The organism is Mycobacterium aquaticum (assembly GCF_002086485.1).
Lineage (GTDB): Bacteria > Actinomycetota > Actinomycetes > Mycobacteriales > Mycobacteriaceae > Mycobacterium > Mycobacterium aquaticum.
The window spans coordinates 43013-62818 of record NZ_MVHF01000047.1; the positions used below are offsets into that span (position 1 = coordinate 43013).

25 protein-coding genes are annotated in these 19806 nt (G+C 66.5%); 15 read left to right on the forward strand and 10 right to left on the reverse strand.

Annotation, left to right across the window (positions count from 1 at the left end; genetic code table 11):
* The first annotated feature begins 57 nt into the window (after positions 1 to 57).
* The gene (locus BST13_RS31210; RefSeq protein WP_425437078.1) at positions 58 to 765 is read left to right on the forward strand and encodes a cutinase family protein; all 708 of its coding nucleotides are present in this window, start codon (positions 58 to 60) and stop codon (positions 763 to 765) included.
* A gap of 185 nt (positions 766 to 950) precedes the next feature.
* On the forward strand, positions 951 to 1205 hold the full coding sequence (locus BST13_RS31215) for a hypothetical protein (RefSeq protein ID WP_245839876.1): 255 nt from the start codon (positions 951 to 953) through the stop codon (positions 1203 to 1205).
* Positions 1206 to 1247: 42 nt separating this feature from the next.
* On the opposite strand, the gene BST13_RS39145 is transcribed toward BST13_RS31215, so the two are convergent.
* Positions 1248 to 1394, reverse strand: coding sequence for a hypothetical protein (locus BST13_RS39145; protein WP_158087224.1), 147 nt, complete (start codon positions 1392 to 1394; stop codon positions 1248 to 1250).
* 4 nt (positions 1395 to 1398) lie between these two features.
* Between BST13_RS39145 and BST13_RS31220 the strand changes: the two genes are divergently transcribed.
* The 5 genes from BST13_RS31220 (at position 1399) to BST13_RS31240 (ending at position 6573) form a co-directional block, all read left to right on the forward strand.
* Positions 1399 to 2298 (forward strand): sulfurtransferase, encoded by a 900-nt coding sequence (locus tag BST13_RS31220; protein WP_083169070.1) that lies wholly within the window; start codon positions 1399 to 1401, stop codon positions 2296 to 2298.
* Positions 2299 to 2300: 2 nt separating this feature from the next.
* Complete coding sequence (locus tag BST13_RS31225; RefSeq protein WP_083169032.1) at positions 2301 to 2705, forward strand: SufE family protein; 405 nt, start codon at positions 2301 to 2303, stop codon at positions 2703 to 2705.
* Positions 2706 to 2842: 137 nt separating this feature from the next.
* Complete coding sequence (locus tag BST13_RS31230) at positions 2843 to 4171, forward strand: alpha/beta hydrolase (RefSeq protein ID WP_083169034.1); 1329 nt, start codon at positions 2843 to 2845, stop codon at positions 4169 to 4171.
* A gap of 186 nt (positions 4172 to 4357) precedes the next feature.
* The gene (locus BST13_RS31235; protein ID WP_083169035.1) at positions 4358 to 6151 is read left to right on the forward strand and encodes an acetyl/propionyl/methylcrotonyl-CoA carboxylase subunit alpha; all 1794 of its coding nucleotides are present in this window, start codon (positions 4358 to 4360) and stop codon (positions 6149 to 6151) included.
* Positions 6152 to 6240: 89 nt separating this feature from the next.
* Positions 6241 to 6573 (forward strand): hypothetical protein, encoded by a 333-nt coding sequence (locus BST13_RS31240; protein ID WP_083169037.1) that lies wholly within the window; start codon positions 6241 to 6243, stop codon positions 6571 to 6573.
* Positions 6574 to 6600: 27 nt separating this feature from the next.
* Here BST13_RS31240 and BST13_RS31245 read toward each other — a convergent pair whose 3' ends face one another.
* Entirely contained in the window at positions 6601 to 7149 is a 549-nt protein-coding gene (locus BST13_RS31245) for a nucleotidyltransferase family protein (RefSeq protein WP_083169038.1), read from the reverse strand.
* Between the two features lie 269 nt (positions 7150 to 7418).
* Here BST13_RS31245 and BST13_RS31250 point away from each other — a divergent pair, with 269 nt between their 5' ends.
* Positions 7419 to 7748, forward strand: coding sequence for an STAS domain-containing protein (locus tag BST13_RS31250; protein WP_245839877.1), 330 nt, complete (start codon positions 7419 to 7421; stop codon positions 7746 to 7748).
* Here BST13_RS31250 and BST13_RS31255 read toward each other — a convergent pair.
* From BST13_RS31255 to BST13_RS31270, 4 genes are all read right to left on the reverse strand, one after another.
* Entirely contained in the window at positions 7719 to 8441 is a 723-nt protein-coding gene (locus BST13_RS31255) for an RNA polymerase sigma factor SigF (protein WP_245839880.1), read from the reverse strand. The two genes, BST13_RS31250 and BST13_RS31255, sit on opposite strands and share 30 nt — an antisense overlap.
* A 26-nt stretch (positions 8442 to 8467) precedes the next feature.
* Positions 8468 to 8890, reverse strand: a complete 423-nt coding sequence (locus tag BST13_RS31260) for an ATP-binding protein (protein WP_211296227.1) — start codon at positions 8888 to 8890, stop codon at positions 8468 to 8470.
* A gap of 91 nt (positions 8891 to 8981) precedes the next feature.
* Complete coding sequence (locus BST13_RS31265; RefSeq protein WP_083169045.1) at positions 8982 to 9398, reverse strand: ChaB family protein; 417 nt, start codon at positions 9396 to 9398, stop codon at positions 8982 to 8984.
* Between the two features lie 282 nt (positions 9399 to 9680).
* Positions 9681 to 10667 carry an LLM class F420-dependent oxidoreductase gene (locus tag BST13_RS31270; RefSeq protein WP_083169072.1) on the reverse strand — a complete coding sequence of 329 codons (987 nt, stop codon included), beginning with the start codon at positions 10665 to 10667 and terminating at the stop codon, positions 9681 to 9683.
* A gap of 50 nt (positions 10668 to 10717) precedes the next feature.
* Here BST13_RS31270 and BST13_RS31275 point away from each other — a divergent pair, with 50 nt between their 5' ends.
* Positions 10718 to 11062 carry a hypothetical protein gene (locus tag BST13_RS31275; protein ID WP_083169046.1) on the forward strand — a complete coding sequence of 115 codons (345 nt, stop codon included), beginning with the start codon at positions 10718 to 10720 and terminating at the stop codon, positions 11060 to 11062.
* A gap of 65 nt (positions 11063 to 11127) precedes the next feature.
* Here BST13_RS31275 and usfY read toward each other — a convergent pair whose 3' ends face one another.
* From usfY to BST13_RS31285, 3 genes are all read right to left on the reverse strand, one after another.
* Positions 11128 to 11436, reverse strand: coding sequence for a protein UsfY (gene usfY / locus BST13_RS31280; protein ID WP_029370482.1), 309 nt, complete (start codon positions 11434 to 11436; stop codon positions 11128 to 11130).
* Between the two features lie 128 nt (positions 11437 to 11564).
* Positions 11565 to 11720, reverse strand: coding sequence for a DUF6131 family protein (locus tag BST13_RS38460; RefSeq protein WP_095533782.1), 156 nt, complete (start codon positions 11718 to 11720; stop codon positions 11565 to 11567).
* A 40-nt stretch (positions 11721 to 11760) separates the two neighbouring features.
* Complete coding sequence (locus tag BST13_RS31285) at positions 11761 to 11970, reverse strand: hypothetical protein (protein WP_083169048.1); 210 nt, start codon at positions 11968 to 11970, stop codon at positions 11761 to 11763.
* A 130-nt stretch (positions 11971 to 12100) separates the two neighbouring features.
* Here BST13_RS31285 and BST13_RS31290 point away from each other — a divergent pair, with 130 nt between their 5' ends.
* From BST13_RS31290 to BST13_RS31300, 3 genes are all read left to right on the forward strand, one after another.
* Entirely contained in the window at positions 12101 to 13498 is a 1398-nt protein-coding gene (locus BST13_RS31290) for a bifunctional lysylphosphatidylglycerol flippase/synthetase MprF (RefSeq protein ID WP_245839878.1), read from the forward strand.
* 75 nt (positions 13499 to 13573) lie between these two features.
* The gene (locus tag BST13_RS31295; RefSeq protein WP_083169050.1) at positions 13574 to 13912 is read left to right on the forward strand and encodes a PE-PGRS family protein; all 339 of its coding nucleotides are present in this window, start codon (positions 13574 to 13576) and stop codon (positions 13910 to 13912) included.
* A 322-nt stretch (positions 13913 to 14234) separates the two neighbouring features.
* Positions 14235 to 14804 (forward strand): cysteine hydrolase family protein, encoded by a 570-nt coding sequence (locus BST13_RS31300; protein WP_083169051.1) that lies wholly within the window; start codon positions 14235 to 14237, stop codon positions 14802 to 14804.
* A gap of 15 nt (positions 14805 to 14819) precedes the next feature.
* Here BST13_RS31300 and BST13_RS31305 read toward each other — a convergent pair whose 3' ends face one another.
* The gene (locus BST13_RS31305) at positions 14820 to 16280 is read right to left on the reverse strand and encodes an aminotransferase class I/II-fold pyridoxal phosphate-dependent enzyme (RefSeq protein WP_083169053.1); all 1461 of its coding nucleotides are present in this window, start codon (positions 16278 to 16280) and stop codon (positions 14820 to 14822) included.
* 314 nt (positions 16281 to 16594) lie between these two features.
* Here BST13_RS31305 and BST13_RS31310 point away from each other — a divergent pair, with 314 nt between their 5' ends.
* Genes BST13_RS31310 through BST13_RS31320 form a run of 3 tightly spaced genes read left to right on the forward strand, consistent with a single transcriptional unit; the run spans position 16595 to position 19725 of the window.
* The gene (locus BST13_RS31310; RefSeq protein ID WP_158087225.1) at positions 16595 to 17011 is read left to right on the forward strand and encodes an STAS domain-containing protein; all 417 of its coding nucleotides are present in this window, start codon (positions 16595 to 16597) and stop codon (positions 17009 to 17011) included.
* Positions 17012 to 17065: 54 nt separating this feature from the next.
* Entirely contained in the window at positions 17066 to 18616 is a 1551-nt protein-coding gene (locus BST13_RS31315; RefSeq protein ID WP_083169057.1) for an FAD-dependent oxidoreductase, read from the forward strand.
* Positions 18617 to 18624: 8 nt separating this feature from the next.
* Entirely contained in the window at positions 18625 to 19725 is a 1101-nt protein-coding gene (locus BST13_RS31320) for a M42 family metallopeptidase (RefSeq protein ID WP_083169074.1), read from the forward strand.
* The last annotated feature ends 81 nt before the right edge of the window (positions 19726 to 19806 follow it).

Genomic DNA, 19806 nt, shown 5'->3' on the forward strand with positions numbered 1-19806 from the left:
CAGCGGGTATTGCGTTTCGAGCGGATACAGCAGTGACATGAGGCGGGTGCGACGGACATGACCGGCATCACGATGAACAAGACGCAGCTGACCAGATCTGGCCGCACCCTCGCAGTGCTGACCGCGACGTCGTCGGCGATCCTGGGGCTGCCGGCCGGCATGCCCTCGGCCGCAGCGGCACCCTGCCCCGACGTCGAGGTCGTGTTCGCCCGGGGGACCAATGAGCCGCCGGGTGTCGGAGACACCGGCCAGGCGTTCGTCAATTCGCTACGTACGCGCCTCGGCGACCGTTCCCTCGGCGTCTATGCGGTGAACTATCCCGCGAGTTTGGACTTCCCCACCGCGGCGGACGGCGTCATCGACGCCAGCTCGCATGCCCAGAACATGGCGGCGAACTGCCCGGCCACCGAGATGGTGCTCGGCGGCTACTCCCAAGGCGCAGCGGTGATCGGCTACATCACCTCCGATGCCGTGCCCGCCGGGTATATCCCGCCACCGGGCATCACCGGCCCGATGCCGGCCGGCGTCGCCGATCATGTCGCAGCGGTGGCATTGTTCGGCAGACCGTCCAACGACTTCTTGACTCGGTTTGGCGCGCCGCCGATCACCATCGGTCACTTGTACAAGGACAAGACCGCAGACGGAGACCCCATCTGTTCGGTCGACGGGAACGACAGCGGCGCTCACGTTCTCTACGCGTCGGACGGGATGGACAGCCAAGCGGTCGATTTCGCACTCCGCCATCTGGACAAGACTTGGCGATGACATCGGAGAGATGACTTACGTTGCTTACCAACAGCATTCACCACCGCGGTAGGCGAAGCAGCTCCGAGCAGACGCTACCGGCACGATACCGCCGATCCGCAGTGACCAAATTGCAACCTTTTTCGGCGGCGGCACGCCGGGGCGTTGACTCCGATACGCGCTCCGGCGGGTCGACACTGGGCCGCATGCCAGTCGAAGAGACGATGTGGGACGTACGCGTGACACGCGACATCGGGACCTATGATCTGGAGCGGCTGCGCGCCGCATTCGCCGACATCATCGCCAAGCAGCTCGCACCGGGCAAACGCCTGCTGCGGGTGGTCACCTGGTGCCAGGACGGCGGGTCGCTGTTCCGTACCCGGTCCTCACAGATGACGAGTCGCACCGGCCAGGCCATGCGCCGTTACGCCGTCGCCTACGAGTTCGTGTACACCGCCTGACAACACCGTAATACGCTGCAACCCAACGCTGTCCGATCAGAGCTAGCGGCGCGGAGCCGCGCTGAGGTGCGGCACGGCGTTGCCAGGCGCGGCCGACCGCGAGGCCGCCAAGGGCTTGGCCGGTCCGAGCGGGAGAATGGCGTCCGACACACCGCCGAGCAGCAGTTTCCCGCTCGGCGGTACGCTCATGGTTGTGCCGCTGCCTGCAGATCCCAGCCCCACATTGACCGACTACGCCCACCCCGAACGCTTGGTCACCGCCGACTGGCTGGCCAGCAATCTGGGCAGGCCCGGGCTCGCCATCGTCGAGTCCGACGAGGACGTGCTGCTCTACGACACCGGCCACATTCCGGGCGCGGTGAAGATCGACTGGCACACCGACCTCAACGACCCGCATGTCCGCGACTACATCACGGGCGAACAGTTCGCCGAGTTGATGGACCGCAAGGGCATCGGTCGCGATGACACCGTGGTGATCTACGGCGACAAGAGCAACTGGTGGGCGGCCTACGCCCTGTGGGTGTTCACCCTGTTCGGCCATCCCGACGTGCGACTGCTCGACGGCGGCCGCGACCTGTGGGTCTCCCACGGCCGCGACACGACGCTGGACGTCCCAAACCGGCAGACCTCGGGCTACCCGGTGGTCGAGCGCAACGACGCCCCGATCCGAGCGTTCAAGCAGGACGTGCTCGACATCCTCGGCAAGCAGCCGCTGATCGACGTCCGCTCGCCGCAGGAATACACCGGTGAGCGCACCCATATGCCCGACTACCCCGAGGAAGGCGCGCTGCGCGGCGGGCACATCCCCACCGCTCGCTCCATCCCCTGGGCCAAGGCCGCCAAGGACAGCGGTCAGTTCCGCAGCCGCGCCGAACTGGAGGAGCTCTACGGGTTCCTCAAGCCCGAGGACGAGACGGTGGTCTACTGCCGCATCGGTGAACGCTCCAGCCACACCTGGTTCGTATTGACGCATCTGCTCGGCCTGCCCGGGGTCCGTAACTACGACGGCTCGTGGACCGAGTGGGGCAACGCGGTGCGGGTGCCGGTCGCGGTCGGCCCCGATGCGGGTGACGCCCCGGGGTCCGCACAGTGAGCATGCCGGCCGCTCTCGCGGAGGTGGTTTCGGACTTCCAGGAAGTGGCCGGCCAGGACAAGCTGCAGTTGCTGCTGGAGTTCGCCAATGATCTGCCGTCGCTGCCGCCTGAGCTCGAAGAAGCCGCGATGGAGCCGGTGCCGGAGTGCCAGTCACCGTTGTTCCTCGACGTCGACGCATCCGACCGCGAACATGTCCGGCTGTATTTCAGTGCGCCCGCCGAGGCCCCCACGACCAGGGGCTTCGCGGCGATCCTCGCGACCGGGCTCGACGGCCAGTCCGCGGCCGACATCCTGGCGGTGCCCGACGACTTCTACAGCGATCTCGGCCTGGCGGCGCTGATCAGTCCGCTGCGGTTGCGCGGCATGTCGGCGATGCTCACCCGGATCAAGCGCCGTCTGCGCTGAGCGCCTGTTCGATTGACAGCAGCTCTTCAGCAACTCCTCGGGGGCACCGGCACCCTTGCTCAGCGCAAGGCTGTGCACAGTTTCCGGCGGTAACATCACGCCGTCCGCTAGCTATAAGTCAACGCGGATGTGTCGCCATGGGGGCTGGAACGGAGTCGACAACAGCGGTGGAAGTTCTGGACTGGTCGCTGTTGTCAGGGCCGATTCCGCCGGTGCTGGGCGTGCTCGCAGCCGGTTCAGGTGGCTGGCTGCTGTGGCGGGTACGACGACCCGCACCTCTTCGGGTCCTGACGCTGTGCGTCGTGTCGTCCGCGGCGGCCACGGTCGTGCTGGTCTATCTCGCGCGCCGCGTGCTGCGCCTGTTCCCGGATCAACTGACTCCTCCGGTGTACGCGTGGATCGCCACGGCCGTACTCGCCGTGGCCGTCGCCGCGGTCGGCGTAAGCCGTGACCGTCGCGTGTTGCCCTCGATCGCCGCGGCGACGGCTGTGGTGTTGGTCACAGCCTGCTGCGCCAATCAGATCAACCGTTTCTACGAGGCGTATCCCGCGGTGCGTGACACTCTCGGAATCGACAACCGCCATCAGGTGCCCTTCGCCGAGATACCGCCGCCCGCGCCGGTGCACCATAGTCTGCGGCCCATCGAAAAGTATTGGCAACCAAGGGTTCCCGCGCCAGCACGTGGGCAGCTGACCTCGACGGTGATACCAGCACCGGCGTCGGGATTCGCTACCCGTCCCGCTGAGATCTACCTTCCGCCGGCATATTTCGCCGATCCACGACCGGTCCTGCCGGTGCTGGTCCTGATCCCGGGCCAGCCGGGCGGCCCTCGGGACTGGGTCACCGCCGGACGGCTGCCGGCATTGATGGACGATTTCGCCGCCAGGCATCGCGGTCTCGCCCCTGTCGTGGTGGTCGCCGACGCCACCGGCAGCCACTTCGCAAATCCGTTGTGCCTGGATTCCAAACTCGGCAAGTCGGCGACCTATCTCGGCGTCGATCTGCCCGCATGGGTCAAGACGCACCTCAACGTCGACAGCGATCCCAGCGCGTGGGCGATCGGCGGCTTCTCCTACGGAGGCACGTGCGCGTTGCAGCTGGCGACCAACTATCCGCAGGTGTATCCCACGTTCCTGGACATCTCGGGCGACGCCGAGCCGAGCCTGGGCGACTTGCAGACCACCATCGACGCGGCCTTCGGCGGAGATGCCGCCGCACTCGCCCGGGTCGACCCCCTCGATCTGCTGCGCACCCGCACCTTCGCGGGTTCGGCCGGCGCCATCGTGGCCGGATCCAGCGACGACGACGCCAAGACGACCGCTCACATCGTCCTGCAGGCGACCCGGGCCGGCGGCATGGACACCCACTACACGGAGGTTTCCGGGCGGCATGACTGGGGCGCCGCCCGGTCGGCGCTCACCAAGGAACTGCCGTGGGTGGCCACTCGTACGGGCCTCATCGGTTGATGAAAAATGTGGCGGTCGCCACACCGATGGCACGACGCGCTACGGTTCTGACAGGCCGTCTTTGCGCCCCGCGGAAACTTACTTGTCGGTAACCGGACCGGCTCACCGAGCCATAAGGAGCGCCGCTTAAACTTCCCGCGATACATTCTTAAAGACGATTCTTAGAGAACCTGCCGAGGAGGCACCGTGGCCAACCACGCCAGCTCAAAGATCTCCAAGGTGCTTGTCGCCAATCGCGGGGAGATCGCGGTACGGGTGATCCGCGCCGCCAAGGACGCCGGACTGGCCAGCGTGGCCGTGTACGCCGAGCCTGACGCCGACGCGCCACACGTCCGGCTCGCCGACGAGGCGTTCGCCCTCGGTGGGCAGACCTCGGCCGAGTCCTACCTGGTCTTCGAGAAGATCCTCGACGCCGCCGCGAAGTCCGGAGCCAACGCCATCCACCCGGGCTACGGCTTCCTGAGTGAGAACGCCGACTTCGCGCAGGCCGTCATCGACGCCGGGCTCATCTGGATCGGGCCCAGCCCGCAGTCCATCCGCGACCTCGGCGACAAGGTCACCGCGCGGCACATCGCCGCCCGCGCCCAGGCACCGCTGGTGCCCGGCACCCCGGACCCGGTCAAGGACGCCGACGAGGTCGTGGCGTTCGCCAAGGAGTACGGCGTTCCGGTCGCGATCAAGGCCGCGTTCGGCGGCGGTGGCCGTGGCATGAAGGTGGCCCGCACCATCGAGGAGATCCCCGAGCTGTTCGAGTCGGCGACCCGTGAGGCCGTCGCCGCGTTCGGCCGCGGCGAGTGCTTCGTCGAGCGCTACCTGGACAAGCCCCGCCACGTCGAGGCCCAGGTCATCGCAGACACCCACGGCAACGTCGTCGTCGCAGGCACTCGTGACTGCTCGCTGCAGCGTCGCTTCCAGAAGCTGGTCGAGGAGGCCCCGGCGCCGTTCCTCACCGACGCCCAGCGCAAGGAGATCCACGAGTCGGCCAAGCGCATCTGCAAGGAGGCCGGCTACTACGGTGCCGGCACCGTCGAGTACCTGGTCGGCCAGGACGGCCTGATCAGCTTCCTCGAGGTCAACACCCGTCTGCAGGTGGAGCACCCGGTCACCGAGGAGACCGCGGGCATCGACCTGGTGCGCCAGCAGTTCAAGATCGCCAACGGCGAGGCGCTGGACATCACCGAAGACCCGACCCCCCGCGGCCACTCGTTCGAGTTCCGGATCAACGGCGAGGACGCCGGCCGCGGCTTCCTGCCCGCCCCCGGCCCGGTCACCAAGTACGACATTCCCTCCGGCCCGGGTGTCCGCTTGGACTCCGGCGTGGAGGCCGGTTCGGTCATCGGTGGCCAGTTCGACTCGATGCTGGCCAAGCTGATCGTCACCGGCGCCACCCGCGACGAAGCGCTGGAGCGGTCCCGCCGTGCGCTCGCCGAGTTCAACGTCGAGGGCCTCGCGACGGTCATCCCGTTCCACCGCGCGGTGGTCAGCGATCCGGCTTTCATCGGTGACGGCGAGAAGTTCGACGTCCACACCCGCTGGATCGAGACCGAGTGGAACAACACCGTCGAGCCGTTCACCGGTGGCGACCCGATCGAGGAAGAGGACACCGTCCCGCGGCAGACCGTCGTGGTCGAGGTCGGCGGACGCCGCCTCGAGGTCTCTCTGCCCGGTGATCTGGCGCTCGGTGGCGGTGGCGGTGCCCCCGCCGGCGTCATCCGCAAGAAGCCCAAGCCACGCAAGCGTGGTGGCGGCGGCGCGTCTGCCGCCTCGGGTGACGCGGTGACCGCGCCGATGCAGGGCACCGTGGTCAAGGTCGCCGTCGAGGAAGGCCAGGAGGTCTCCGCGGGCGATCTGGTGGTGGTGCTCGAGGCCATGAAGATGGAGAACCCGGTCACCGCGCACAAGGACGGTGTGATCACCGGCCTGGCCGTCGAGTCCGGTGCCGCCATCACCCAGGGCACCGTGATCGCCGAGATCAAGTAGAACTTTCGCGCGCCGAGTGGCCACTTGTGGCACGGATTCTGGTGAATCCTGTGCCATAAGTGGCCATTCGGCATTCAGGGAGAGACGTCATGGAACCTGTCGAGATCAACAACGGCCAGTGGTACCTGCGCGGGCTGCGCGCCGATGACCGCGTCGACGACCGGCCCGCACTCGCTGATCTCGGTGAGACGGACCTGGACTACGTGCACGACGCCGAGGACGGCTGGGCCGACGACACCCGCTACACGTGGGCGGTATGCGAGCCCACCACCGGCGAACTGCTCGCCGAGGTCGTACTCGACCCCGTCACCGGGTTCATGAGCAGCCGGGGCCGCCCTGGCTTCGAGGATGCTGCCGCGATCTCGGAGGACACCGTGCGGCGGTATGCGGAGGCGGTGCTGGGCCTGGAGGTGCACACGTGACGTGCGGTGTGCCCGGTCGGCTCAGCGTCACCGCCTGACGTCGATATCGACACCGGTCGCCAGATCACTGCACTCCACCGCCTCGACGTCGTCGCGGCCGCGCAGAAATGCCCGGGCCCCCTCGTCACCGCGCAGTGAGGCCAGCAGGGCAGGCCAATGGCTGCGCGCGATCAGCACCGGATGCCCCGGACGACCGTGGTAGACGGCGCGGGCCAGGCCGGACCGTGGGGCCGCGGTGAGGACCCGCCGCACCACGTCAGCCCTGACGTCAGGGGTGTCGACGAGGTGCAGCATCACGGCGTCGACCCCGCCGGCGTCGACGGCCCGGATCCCGGCCTCCAGCGAGGCCGCGAGGCCGTCTCGCCAGTTCACGGCCACCACGGCGCGGGCGGGTGCAGGCACGTCGACCACAGCTGCGCCCAGCACCACCACGATGTCGTCGCATCCGCCGCCACTGAGCGCCTCGACCGCGACACGCAACCATTCACCTTGTCCTGCAAGGACTTTCGGCATGCCGAACCGGGTTCCGGCGCCCGCGGCGAGTATCACTGCGGCCACTGAACCACGTTTGTTCATACGCACAGTCTGGACCCAGCCGTGATTGGTTGTCGCCCCATGGCCGGGGGGCGTAGTGTTCAAAGCAGGTTGAGTTCACAGCCGCTGCGGCGTCCAAGACGTAACAGGCGGAACTCCCGTCCTTCCCCGTTTACATGCGCCACAGAACGAATACATGTATTCCGACTGATGGAGTCACAATGCACGTCACCTCACCGACCGCACCCATGACGGCCGGCAGCGGCCACACAGCTTCGTTCGCAACGCGCTGGTTACCTCAGTCAGCGGCCGTGATCACCGTCCACGGCGACTTGGATGCCGCCTCGGCACCGCAGTTCGCGACGTACGCGATGCGTCACACGTTCCACACCCGCAGGCTGGTGATCGACCTGGCCGGCGTCGAGTTCTTCGGCACCGCAGGACTCGCGGCGCTCGAAGACCTCGACGGCAGGTGCAGCGCCAAAAGCGTCGCCTGGGGCCTCACGTCCTGCCCGGCCGTCGATCGTCTGCTGAGACTCAGCACCGCCACGCTGCCGGTCTACCCGACGGTGTCCAAGGCCCTCGCCGAACTCGAGGCCAAGGCCGCGCCGTCACTGCAACTGGTCCCGCAACCGCGCTAGCGATTTCGCGAGCAAACGCGACACGTGCATCTGCGAGACACCGACGCGCTCGGCGATCTGCGTCTGAGTCTGCGATTCGAAGAAGCGCAGGATCAGCACGGTGCGTTCCCGCTCGGGCAACGCCGCCAGCAACGGCCTGAGCGTCTCGCGATTCTCGATCCGCTCCAGGGCCGTGTCGACGTCGCCGAGGGTGTCGACGATGGCAGGCGCGTCCTCGTCTCCGCTCCCCCCGCTGTCGATCGACAGGGTGTTGTACGAGCTTCCCGCGACCAGTCCCTCGACGATTTCCTCGCGGTCGATATCCAACTCCGCAGCCAGTTCCGACGCGGTCGGCGCCCGGCCCAACCGTTGCGAGAGTTCGGATGTCGCCGTTCCGAGCCGCAGGTGCAGTTCCTTGAGTCGCCGCGGCACCTTGACCGACCAGCTGTTGTCCCGGAAGTGTCGCCGGACCTCGCCCATGATCGTCGGCACGGCGAACGACACGAAGTCCGAACCGGTTTCGACGTCGAACCTGTTGACGGCGTTGACCAGGCCGACCCGGGCTACTTGTACGAGATCTTCTCGCGATTCGCCGCGTCCGTCGAAGCGACGAGCGATGTGGTCCGCCAGCGGCAGGCACCGGCTGACGATCTTTTCGCGTTGTTCCGCATAGGCCGGCGTATCTTCGTCCAACCCGCCGAGCACCCGGAACATGTCGAGTACATCCGCATATTCCGAGGTCACTGCAATAGGCTCGCTCGCCTTGCTGTCAGCGAGATACCGAATACCGCACCGGCGTCTGCACCTTGGCCGTTGGTAAAGGTCCGTACCTCATGCGCCAATGACGTCAAGACATGCCAGCTGAAGCTGCCCGGCTCCACGACGCGTTCGCCGCGGCAGGTGGTCGATGCCGTGATGATCACCTGGTCGTCACGCGGATCGATCACCACGACGAGCGTCGAATCCGGCAGTGCCGACCGGATCAACGCGGTGCAGGCTTCGTCAACTGCGAGTCGAAGATCGGCCACCATGTCGAAATCGAGATCCTCGAATGTGGCAGCCGCGCCGACCAATGTCCTCACAACAGCGAGGTTTTCCACTCTGGCCGCGACCCGCAATTCGACGGACCGCGCGCCTGCGCCGGGTGGATTGTCTTGGGCCATGTAACCTCCAGGCATTTTCGTGCCCACGATACTCCCGGCGATCGGTTTCACCGCTTGCATACGGTGCCGGCGGATGGGTTGAGACGACATTTCACCGTTTGCGGGTTTCCTTGCGATTCTCTTTCTCGATTGCGTTGACGAGTTCTTTCTTGTCCATGGTGGAGCGCCCCCTGATGTCGAGCCGGCGGGCCAAGTCGAGCAAGTGCTTCTTGCTGGCATTGGCGTCGACACCCTCGGCGGAAGCACCCTTCGCATTCGGGCCACCGCTGCGGGCCCGTGCGTCGGACGGACCCTTGTGGTCCTTGGCTTCCCAGTGGTCGCCGACCTTCTCGTAGCTGTGTTTGAGCGCCGAGTAGGCAACGCGATGCGCACGCTGGCCCTCGCCATACGACTCCACGGCCGAATCGTGCGCCTTGGCGAACGTTCTCTGCGCCTTGGCGTCCGATTTCTTCAACGTACTCGGCAGTTCACTCTGTTTGGCCTGGCCCTGCCTGGTGGTCTTTGGCAACGTTCCGGCTCCTCTCGGCGATATCGGCGGATTCGATATTTCGACCGCAGGTTGGGTAATCCTCAGGTTTAGTGCCCCCTAACCGGACAGTCCAAACGTGACTCTCCCGGTTCTTCCCTTCGCAGCAATCAGGGCTACCTGGCCAGCGGCGGCGTGCCCTCCTCGGCGCCCTTACGGCCTTCGTGTTGCGCGCGCCGGACAGTCGGCATTCGGTATTCGATTGCCTTGCCGGACATGGCTTTTGGTCGGTAGCCTCGAGTGATCGACCTGGCCCCTTCGTGTTCAGTCGAGCTCGGCGCGCAACGCGGCCAGCAGAGGCTTGGCTGCCTCGTTCAAGAAGTGCTCTTGACTCTCGCCGCCGATCTGAACGAGCGCGATGTCGGTGAACCCCGCCTTGCGGTACTCGTCCACAGATTCGATGATGGCGTCGAGGTCGGGTCCACACGGGATGGCCGACGCGACATCCTCAGGCCTGACGAACTGCGTGGCCGCAGCGAATCCCGCGGGCGTGGGCAGGTCCGCGTTCACCGACCAACCGCCGGCGAACCACCGGAATTGTTCGTGGGCCCGCTTGACGGCGCGGTCCCGGTCGGTGTCCCAGCACACCGGGATCTGGCCGATGACCCTGCCTTCGGGTAGCACGCCGGTGGCGTGCCGTTTGTCGCGCCACTCGTCGACAATCGCGCGGTCGGGAGCGACGTCGATCAGGTGGTCGGCAAGTAAAGCCAGCTTCTCGACGGCTTTCTCGCCGGTCATGGAGACGCCGATGGTCACAGGTTCGTCCGGGAGATCCCAGATCCGGGCCGAGTCGACTTCGAAGTACTCGCCCCGAAAGTCGATCAGCTCTCCCCCGAGCAACTCTCGGATGATCTTGATTGCTTCGGCGAGCATGTCGAGCCGCCGTTCGATGGTGGGCCAGCCCCGCCCAACGACGTGTTCGTTGAGATTCTCTCCGGTGCCCAAACCGAGGGTGAACCGTCCGTCGGCGAGGATCTGCACTGTCGCGGCCTGCTGCGCGACGACCGCCGGGTGATACCGGATCGTCGGGCAGGTCACGTAGGAATAGAGGTGCACCGAATCTGTCGCGTGCGCGACAGCGCCCAGCACCGGCCAGGCGTTGGGTGCGTGGCCCTGAGTGGCCAGCCAGGGCGAGAAGTGATCACTACACACCTCGAAATCAAACCCGGCCTGCTCCGCGGCAACCGCGTAGTCGACGAGATCGCGGGGCCCGCTCTGTTCGGTCATCAACGTGTATCCGAATCGCGTCATGCCGACCGAATACCCGTGCATGTCCAAGCGAAACTGGGTACTCCGCCGCCATGACCGAATCACACACAGACACTGCGCGCACCGAGCAAAAGCGTCGACTGTCCGCGACCTGGGTGCTTGCGATTCTGACGATTCCGGTGGCAATCGCCGTGTTTCTGTACGGCATGGCGGCCGTGATGAGCCTGGCCGGCTGCACAGAGCAGACATGCGCCCACAAAGGGCCGAATGAATTCTGGTTCGGGATTCTGTTCTACGGCGCGCTCGTGGTCCCCGTCGTGACCATCGCGGTGTCGGCATTCACCGCGCGCCTGCGCCGCGGCATCGTGGTGCCCCTGGTTGCGTTGGCACTTCTGGCCATCGATTTCGCGGTGCTCGCGCTCACGTTCCGGCCTTGATCAGACCGCGGAATCCCGTCCGGCCGGGCTGCGGCTGGTGGCCTTGTGCAGTTGTGGCACCACGGTCAGCTGCTGGGGCGTTGCCTCATCACGCTCGGATGCTCGGCGTACCAACGCTCCTCGATGCGCCTGACCCTGATGTGTTCGAACGCCAGCCACAGCGACCCGACGAGGAATCCCGCCGCGGACAGGCTGCCCACGGTGAATCCGACATCGGAATGGCCTGTCGCGAAGGCGGACAAACACGCGACGAACAACACCAGCGCGAGACCGATCACGACAAGAGCGGGCATGATCGCGTTGTCCTTCATCGACTCACCGGCGTGTGGCCGTGTCGTCCTGGCGTGATCCACCGGATCTTTCGGACCCTTCATGGCTACTCCTTCCCGCCATAACTGCTGGCCCTTTTGCCCCTGCACGGGGCTGTATCCACAGTAGAACGATTTCGCCGGGCCGACGACCATTCCGTCAGCCCGGCGAAATCACCGCAATCCCGCGCAGGTCAATACCAAACGCGACGGCCCGCGACGGGACGTCCGATCGAGCCCAGCAGCCAGAACACGGCACCTACGACCAGCAGGATGATGCCGATCACCCAGAGCAGGTAGATGTTGAACACCAAACCGAGAATGAGCAGTATCGCTCCGAAGACGATCATCGTGACCTCGTTTTCAATGGATGTTGTGATGGGTTTCGGATCATTGGGACGGTTCGGGCAGATGGCAATTCGCGACCTTCGGGTTGACGCCCGCGTAGTTGAGCGGCCCAGCCACGACGGTCAGCGCAACGCTGCCCGCAGTGGCACAACTCGTCGTACCTGTGTGGAAGTAATCGCGCTGCCAGGCCGCGAATACCCCGATCAGCAACCAGATCAGGACAATCAGTCCGAGAGAACCACCGAGTCTCATGACTCGCGGGATACCCGTTTGAGCTAAGTCGAAACGTGTCACGATCAAACGGGTTGCGGCCGGACGCGGGCGGGGTAACCCTCGAGTGGGTAACCGCGCAGGTCATATACCACCGAGGAGGTCTCCGGCGATGCTCGAAAGCGATCGTGCACGTGGGTTGCATCCACGGGTCGCCGATGCGTCCGGCGCGGTGGATTCAGGGCGAAATCAGTTCTGCCGCAGCATGCCTGCGTTGATGGTCGCCGGAGCTGTGGTCGTCATCTTCACCGCGCGGTACGGCCTCGCCCACGCCAGCCTGGAAGGCGCGTCGGTGGAGACTGCTGCGGCCGCGGTGGCCGTCACGATCGTCGGGCACGGATTGGCGCTGGGACGGCCGGTCACAAGGTTGCACGGCGCGCTCGCGGCGGCCGCCGTGCTGCTGGCGATCCTGGCCGGTGATCATGGCGAAGCCGACGTCTTCGCGGCCTTGGTCCTCGCCGCCGGTCTTCTGCTGATGCTGCCGTGCCGGTCCCGCGCCGAGCCGGAGGAGCTGCCGCAGGTACACCGGCTGGTGGACCGGACACATGACGATCCCTTGGCCCCATTTGCCATGGCGGCCAACAAGAGTTACGTCTTCAGTGCCGATGCGAGCGCAGGTTTGGCGTACCGGGCACTGGGCGGGCTTGCGGTCGTCAGCGGCGATCCGTTAGGCGACGCGCGTCGCTACCCCGAGGTGGTCTCCCGGTTCGCGGCGCTGTGCCGGTCCCGCGGCTGGCGGATCGTGGTCTTGGGAGCCTCGGAATCCCGGCTGCCGCTGTGGCAGGAAAGCCCCGGCGTCTGCGGGCTCAAGGCCATCCCGATCGGACGTGACGTCGTCGTCGACGTCGCCACGTTCAGCCTGTCGGGACGCAGCAAACGCAACTTGCGACAGGCCGTCAAGCGCACCCACAACGCAGGCATCAGCACCGAGGTCGTCCCCGAGCAGGAGCTCAGTGCCGAGTTGCGTGCCGAGCTCGACGACGTCATGCAGGCATCGGGTAGGGCCGCGGCAGGCGAACGCGGCTTCGCGATGATGCTTGGCGACACCTTGTCCGGCCACTACCCCGACGTGTGGCTGATCATCGCGCGCGACCGCGCGGGGCGGGCACAGGCTTTTCACCGGTACGCCGGCACCGGTGGCGGAACAGACCTCAGCCTCGAATTGCCGTGGCGCCGCAAAGGCGCTGGAAACGGAATCGACGAACGCCTCAGCGTCGACATGATCGAGTGGGCGAGACATGCTGGAGTTCAACGGGTTTCACTCGCGTTCGCGCCCTTCCCCGAGCTGTTTTCCCAGGACCCGAACACCGGTTTGTTGGTTCGCGCCGCATACCTGCTCGCACACACCGGGGACCGGCTCATCAAGCTGGAGTCGCTCTACCGGTATCTGCGAAAGTTCGACGCCTTGGGCGAGCGCCGCTACGTGCTCATCTCACTGACTCAACTACTGCCCGCTCTGTTCGTCCTGCTGCGCCTGGAGTTCGGCCACCGACCGTCCCGGAGCCGATGAATCGGTGTTACGGGTTTCGTACCCGCGTGATGCGGATACCCAGGAATCATGATGAAACTGAACCTAGGAACCAGGATGAAGCGCGGCGTCGCCCCCCTCGTGTTCGCGGGTGCCGTCGCATCGGCATTGGCCGCCGCACCGTTCGCGGCAGCGGAGGTCCCCGGGCAGGTGTCGGGCGGCATCGCCACTGTCCAGTTCGTCCCGCTCGACCCGGGCGGCGGTGGCTGTATCAACGGCGAGTGCGGCTCCGGCGGCACCAATGACGGGCCCGGTGGCGGCCCCGGTGGCAGTGGTTGCGTGCCCGGCCCGAACGGTCCGATCTGCGGCTCCGGCGGTGTCAACGGCGGTCCGGGCGGTGTGCCCGGCGGCGGCGGGTGCGTGCCGGGTATGGGCTGCGGGTCCGGGCACGGCTGACAACGGCCTCGGGGATGAGGCGGACCTCGCCGCATGCACGACGGCGCGACGATAACCGCCATCTCCGCCGCGGCAGATAGAACTCCCATCGACGCGCCTCAGTCCGACGGTGCGCTCTGATGGCAGCGCAGGCCGGCGATCGCGACGGGACAGGTTGGACATCGGTCCCGCCACGACCGTCGGCCTGACGTGTGCCGTCTATCCGGAGCGCGACCGTCGGGAGCTGCGATCTACGAGGAGTCGACATGAGCCAGAAGCGACTGGGCACCAATTCATTTCGGTTCGCCATCCATGGCCGAGGAAGCTGAGGCGCCACCCAACGATGAGTGATACCGCATTGCTGATCATCGACATGTTCAACGACTACCGGCATGAAGACGCCGATCAACTCGCCGCCAATGTCGCCGAGATTCTGGGACCGCTGCAGCGGCTGCAGCACGCTGCGCGTGACCAACGGGCGGTCGACATCGTCTACATCAACGACAACCACGGGGATTTCAACGCCAGCGGGCGCGATATCGTCCGCTCTGCGCAGGATGGGCGCTATCCGGAATTGGTCGACCCGCTGCTGCCCACCGACGGATCCGCGTTTCTCACGAAGGTCAGGCACAGCGTCTTCTACGCGACGGCCCTGGACTATCTCCTGCAACGGATGGGCACCAAGACCTTGATTCTCGCCGGGCAGGTCACAGAGCAGTGCATCCTCTACAGCGCGCTCGACGGCTATCTACGCCATTTCGACGTCGTCATCCCGTCCGATGCCGTGGCACATATCGACGAAGATCTCGGCACCGCAGCGCTGGAGATGATGAGACGCAATATGAACGCTCGGATCACCGATTCGGCCCACTGTCTGCCCAGGGCGTGCGATTCCGACATCGCCCAGCGGTGACATCCCCGCGCAGCCTCAGACCACGACGCGGAACTCTTTGAGCGACGGATCGGCGGGATCCGGCACGTTCATGCCCGCCTCGACACCGGTGCGCAGGTATTCGATGACAGCGGTGTCGAGGCGCTCGCCCGGCACCGCGGCAGGGATGCCCGGCGGGTAGGGCGTGATCTGCTCCGCGGACACGCGGCCCACGGCGTCGGCCGCAGAGACCATCTCGGTGTCAGCGAAGAACGCGTCTCGCGGCAGCCTGACTGTCTCGAGCAGAAGCTGTCCCGGGTCGGGCAACTGGATTCGCGGCGGGGGGTCGAAATCGTCCGCGGCCGACCGCCACGCACCGAACGCGTCGAGCAGCCGTCCGGCGGTGTCCTCGTCGTCCGCCATCGACATGGTGGCCAGCACCCGGCGGTGGTCGGACATGCCCACGTCCACGCTGCAGTGCTCGCGAAGCCAGTCGGCGGCTTGATATCCCGATGTACCGGTTGCCGATACATCGACCAACACCTGCAAGCGGTCGAGGTCGTGCGAGGCCTGCACGCCGAGCAGTTCCTGTTCCATCACCGACACCTCGGGCACCCGCCCGAGGGCGGCACGGACCGATTCCGCGGTGCCCAGTGCCGCGTCCAGCAATTCCTCTCCATGCTCGACCATCTGGCGTCGCCACCCGTCGATGGCGGCGTACACCAGCACGTTGGGGCTCGTGGTCATCAGAAGATCGGCGCACGCCGTCAACCGGTTGCGGTCGATGAGGTCGCCTTGGACATGAAAGACCGAGCCCTGCTCGAAACCCATTCCCATCTTGTGCACGCTGACCACACAGATGTCGGCGCCGGCGTCCATGGCCCACGTCGGCAGGTCGGAGTGGAAGGGCAGGTGCGCGCCCCATGCCTCGTCGACGATCAAAGGCTTGCCGCGCCGATGACAGACCTCGGCAATGCCACGCAGATCGGCGCACGTGCCATAGGGGCTCGGGCTCACGACCAGTGCTCCGTCGGCGTCGGGGTACCGCTGCCACGCTTCTTCGACCTGCTCAGGCGACGGCGGGTGGGAAAAGTGCCGGTCCGCGTCCCAGCGCGGGGTGATCCAGCGTGGCTGCAGACCGCCGAACACCAGGCCGGCCACGATCGACTTGTGACTGTCCCGGCTCACCAGCAGGCCGCCGTCACCGCCACCTGCCACGGCCATCATGGCCGCCTTGACCGACAACGAACTTCCGCACGTCGAGAAGTAGGCGTAGGAGGCGCCGAGGGCATCTGCCATCAACTCCTCGGCGCAGGCCAGATAAGCCCCACGCGACCGGCGATCGTCGAGACCGCCGTTGGCAAGAACGTCGGCGCGGAACGGGTCGAGGCCCAGCGCCGCGGCGACCCGCTCGTCGACGCCGCGTCCCAGCCGGTGTCCCGGTGGAGTGAATCCGTACCGGTTGCGCGCCCGGTAGTCGACCAATGCGTCGAGGATCGGGGCATGTTCGTGTTGCATGGTGTGGGCGTAGCCCGACCGTTGCGGGGTCAAACCTGCTGGATACCAACATTCAGCGACACCTGGCGGCATATCCAGAAAACGAAAAGCTCACCTATCCGCAAAAGACCCTCAGGAGCGCCAAAACCACTGCCCAACAGCCCTTTTGACGGGACCGCCCGATGCGGACCGCGGTGACATCCCGGAGGATTTCTGACCGACGCAGACTGTGGTGATCTAGTCTTGGGGCCGGTTGAGTCGACAGCCTGTCCAGAAACTCGGCGGGTTGAGCAACCAACCCGCTTGAGTGCTTGCATTCAGCGAGGGGGTACCCCGTGCCTATTGCGGACAGACAGTCCACAGCCGCGACATTTCGCCACCACATCAACTGCCGTGGTGCCGCCATCGAGGCTCGCCACGAGAGCGATTGCATCATCCTCACTGCCACCGGCGAGGTCGACGCGGCCAACGCCGACACCTTCGTCACGTCGCTCACCCGCTTCGCCGCGGGACCGTGCGCGGTCATCGTCGATCTACGCCCGATGAGTTTCATCGGCACGTTGGGGCTCCGCGGACTGCAGTACTTCGACGACAAATGCTCCCGCTCCGGCACCACCTGGGTGCTGTTGGCGCAGCCGACGATCCGCCGCCTGCTCGGCATCGTCTGCCCAGACCAGCCGCTACGCGTAGTCACGACTTTCCTTGAGGCAAAACGGGCGGTTCGTCCCCCGGTGCCCGCCGAAACCGGCTGACGCCGGGCGTGGCACGTCACGTTTGGTCTGCCAGTGCCCGGGTAACAGCACTGCATGCCCTCACTGTGGAATGCCGACCGGATCGAATCTGCCACACCGCCCGGCGCGGACAACGCCGTGGACTCGGCCGACGTGGTGATCATTGGTGCGGGTATCACCGGCCTCACCTCGGCGGTGCTCCTCGCCCGCGCCGGCAAGCGCGTCGTCGTCGTGGAGGCGCGGTGGGTGGGGGCCGGGACGACGGGTAACACCACCGGCAAGGTCAGTGTCCTGCAGGGCACCAAGCTGGCACGCATCGCCGGCAAGCACGGTCGTGACGTCTTGACCGCCTACGTGACAGGCAATGTCGAAGGACGGGACTGGTTGTTGCGGCACTGCGCCGATCACGGGCTGGACGTGCAGCGTGCCGACGATCATGCGTACGCGCAAGATCAGCGCGGACTGGCCACGGCGAAGGCGGCGCTGGCCGCGTGCCGCACCGCTGGACTGCACGATGCCCGCTGGGTTCAGCACGCCGACGTGCCCTTCCCTTTCCTGGGCGGAGTGCAACTGCCTGCTCAGGCCCAGCTCGATCCGATGCCGCTGCTGAACAGCCTCGTGGTCGAGCTGGAGCTGCACGGCGGATCGCTGCTGCAGGGCACGCGTGCCGTATCTGTGACGGGCCTCGGTCCCGTGCGGGTACACGTTCGTCGTCCGGCGGTGCCCGACGACGAAGGGTGGTCCATCGGGGCCCGGCAGTGCATCTTGGCAACCGGCACCCCGATTCTCGACCGAGGCTTGTTCTTCGCACGGCTGACGGCCCAGCGCTCGTACTGCATGGCGTTCGACGTACCGGGTGACATCACTGGGTCGATGTTCATCTCTGTCGACTCCCCCACCCGTTCAGTGCGCCACGCACCCACGTCCGCGGGCGACCGGCTGATCGTCGGCGGCGCCGGGCACGGCGTGGGCCGAGCACAGTCGCCGGCCGAGGGCGTCGCCGAACTCACCGACTGGGTGCGACAGCACTATCCCGGCGCAACGAGAACACACTTCTGGTCAGCGCAGGACTACACACCGGCCGGGGATCTACCGTATGTCGGACCGCTGCTGCCGAAGCTCGAAAGCATCCAGGTCGCAACAGGTTTCGACAAATGGGGCATGTCGAACGGCGTGGCTGCGGCGCTGGCACTTTCGGCGCGGCTGCTCGGTGGCCGCATGGACTGGGCCCACGCGTTCGCCAGTTGGAGCCCGCACGATGTCAGCGGCACACCGACCGCGCTACGCGCGAACCTTGAGGTCGGTCTCAATCTCGCCAAAGGCTGGCTGACCCCGGTGACCAGGTGTGCGACCGGCCCCGACGAGGGCCGTGGCGAAGTCACCGGTCCGCCCTGGCGGATGCGCGCCGAATGCGTGGTCGAGGGGGTCGCCCATGCTGTCTCGCCGGTGTGTCCGCATCTGGGTGGGATAGTCGTGTTCAACGATGCGGACCGTGCCTGGGAGTGCCCGCTGCACGGCTCGCGGTTCGCGCCCGACGGCACGCTGCTGGAAGGGCCTGCGACGCATGGGTTGTCCCGTGCTGACGTAGACCGTCCCAGGGTTGATTCGCGGTCGGGTGGGCAATGAGCCGGAGCATGGCAACTACCGGCGTACCCCCGTCGTGGCCGGACGATCAGCAGCTTGTCGAACTTCTCCAGGAACTGTTGACGGCCTACGGCCCGGCCGGCCAGGAAGACGCCGTGCGCGACATATGCCGGCGAGAACTGACACCCGTCGCCGACCACACCTGGGTCGACCCGGCGGGCAACCTGGTCGGCGTGGTCCGCGGTGGGCCCGGGCCTGCCACCGCGGTGATGGCTCACCTGGACGAGCTGTCGATGCTCGTGAAGCGGGTGGAACCCGACGGCACTCTGCATCTCACGCCCCTGGGCACCATGTATCCGGCGAACTTCGGCCTCGGCCCCGTAGCCGTCCTCGGCGATCGTGAAACGCTTTGTGGCGTACTCGCCCTCGGCTCCGAGCACACAACTGCAGAAAGTGCTCGGATCTGGCAGACCAAACCTGATCAAGGTGACCGGGCGCTGGACTGGCCCGACGTGTATGTGTTCACCGGCCGCAGCACATCCGAACTCGACGCGGCAGGCATCGGGCCGGGCACCCGGGTATGCATCGATCGCAGCAAGCGCACCCTGGTCGAAATCGGTGACTATCTGGGTTGTTATTTCATGGACGACCGGGCCCCGGTTCTTGCACTGTTGCGGTGTGCCCGCGAATTGCATTCGGCGACAACGCGTCCGGCCGGAGACGTGTATTTCGTGTTCACCACGAACGAGGAGATCGGTGCGGTGGGCGCGGCGTATGCCAGCCGAGCGCTGCCCGCGGAGCTGGCTCTCGCAGTGGAGGTCGGGCCCACCGAGCCCGAGTACGGCACCACGGTGACCGGTGGTCCCATCGTGGCTTACAGCGACGCGGTCTGTGTGTACGACAAGTCTGTCGCCGACCGGCTGATGGACGTATCACGGCACCTGGGCCTACACCCGCAGGCTGCCGTGCTCGGGGCGTTCCAGTCAGACGCCTCGCATGCCAAGGCCGGCGGTCTCACCCCCAAGGCTGCGCTGTTGTGCCTACCGACGATGAGCACCCACGGGTACGAGGTGATCACGCGGGATTCGATCCCGCAGCTGGCCGACGTGCTCGCGGCGTTTCTCCGGCAGCCAACCGCCGCACAGACGTGAGGCTCCCGCCCCCCCCGGGGGGGGGGGGCGCCCCCCCCCCCCCCCCCCGGGCCGGGGGGGGTGGGGGGGCGCCGCGCGGTG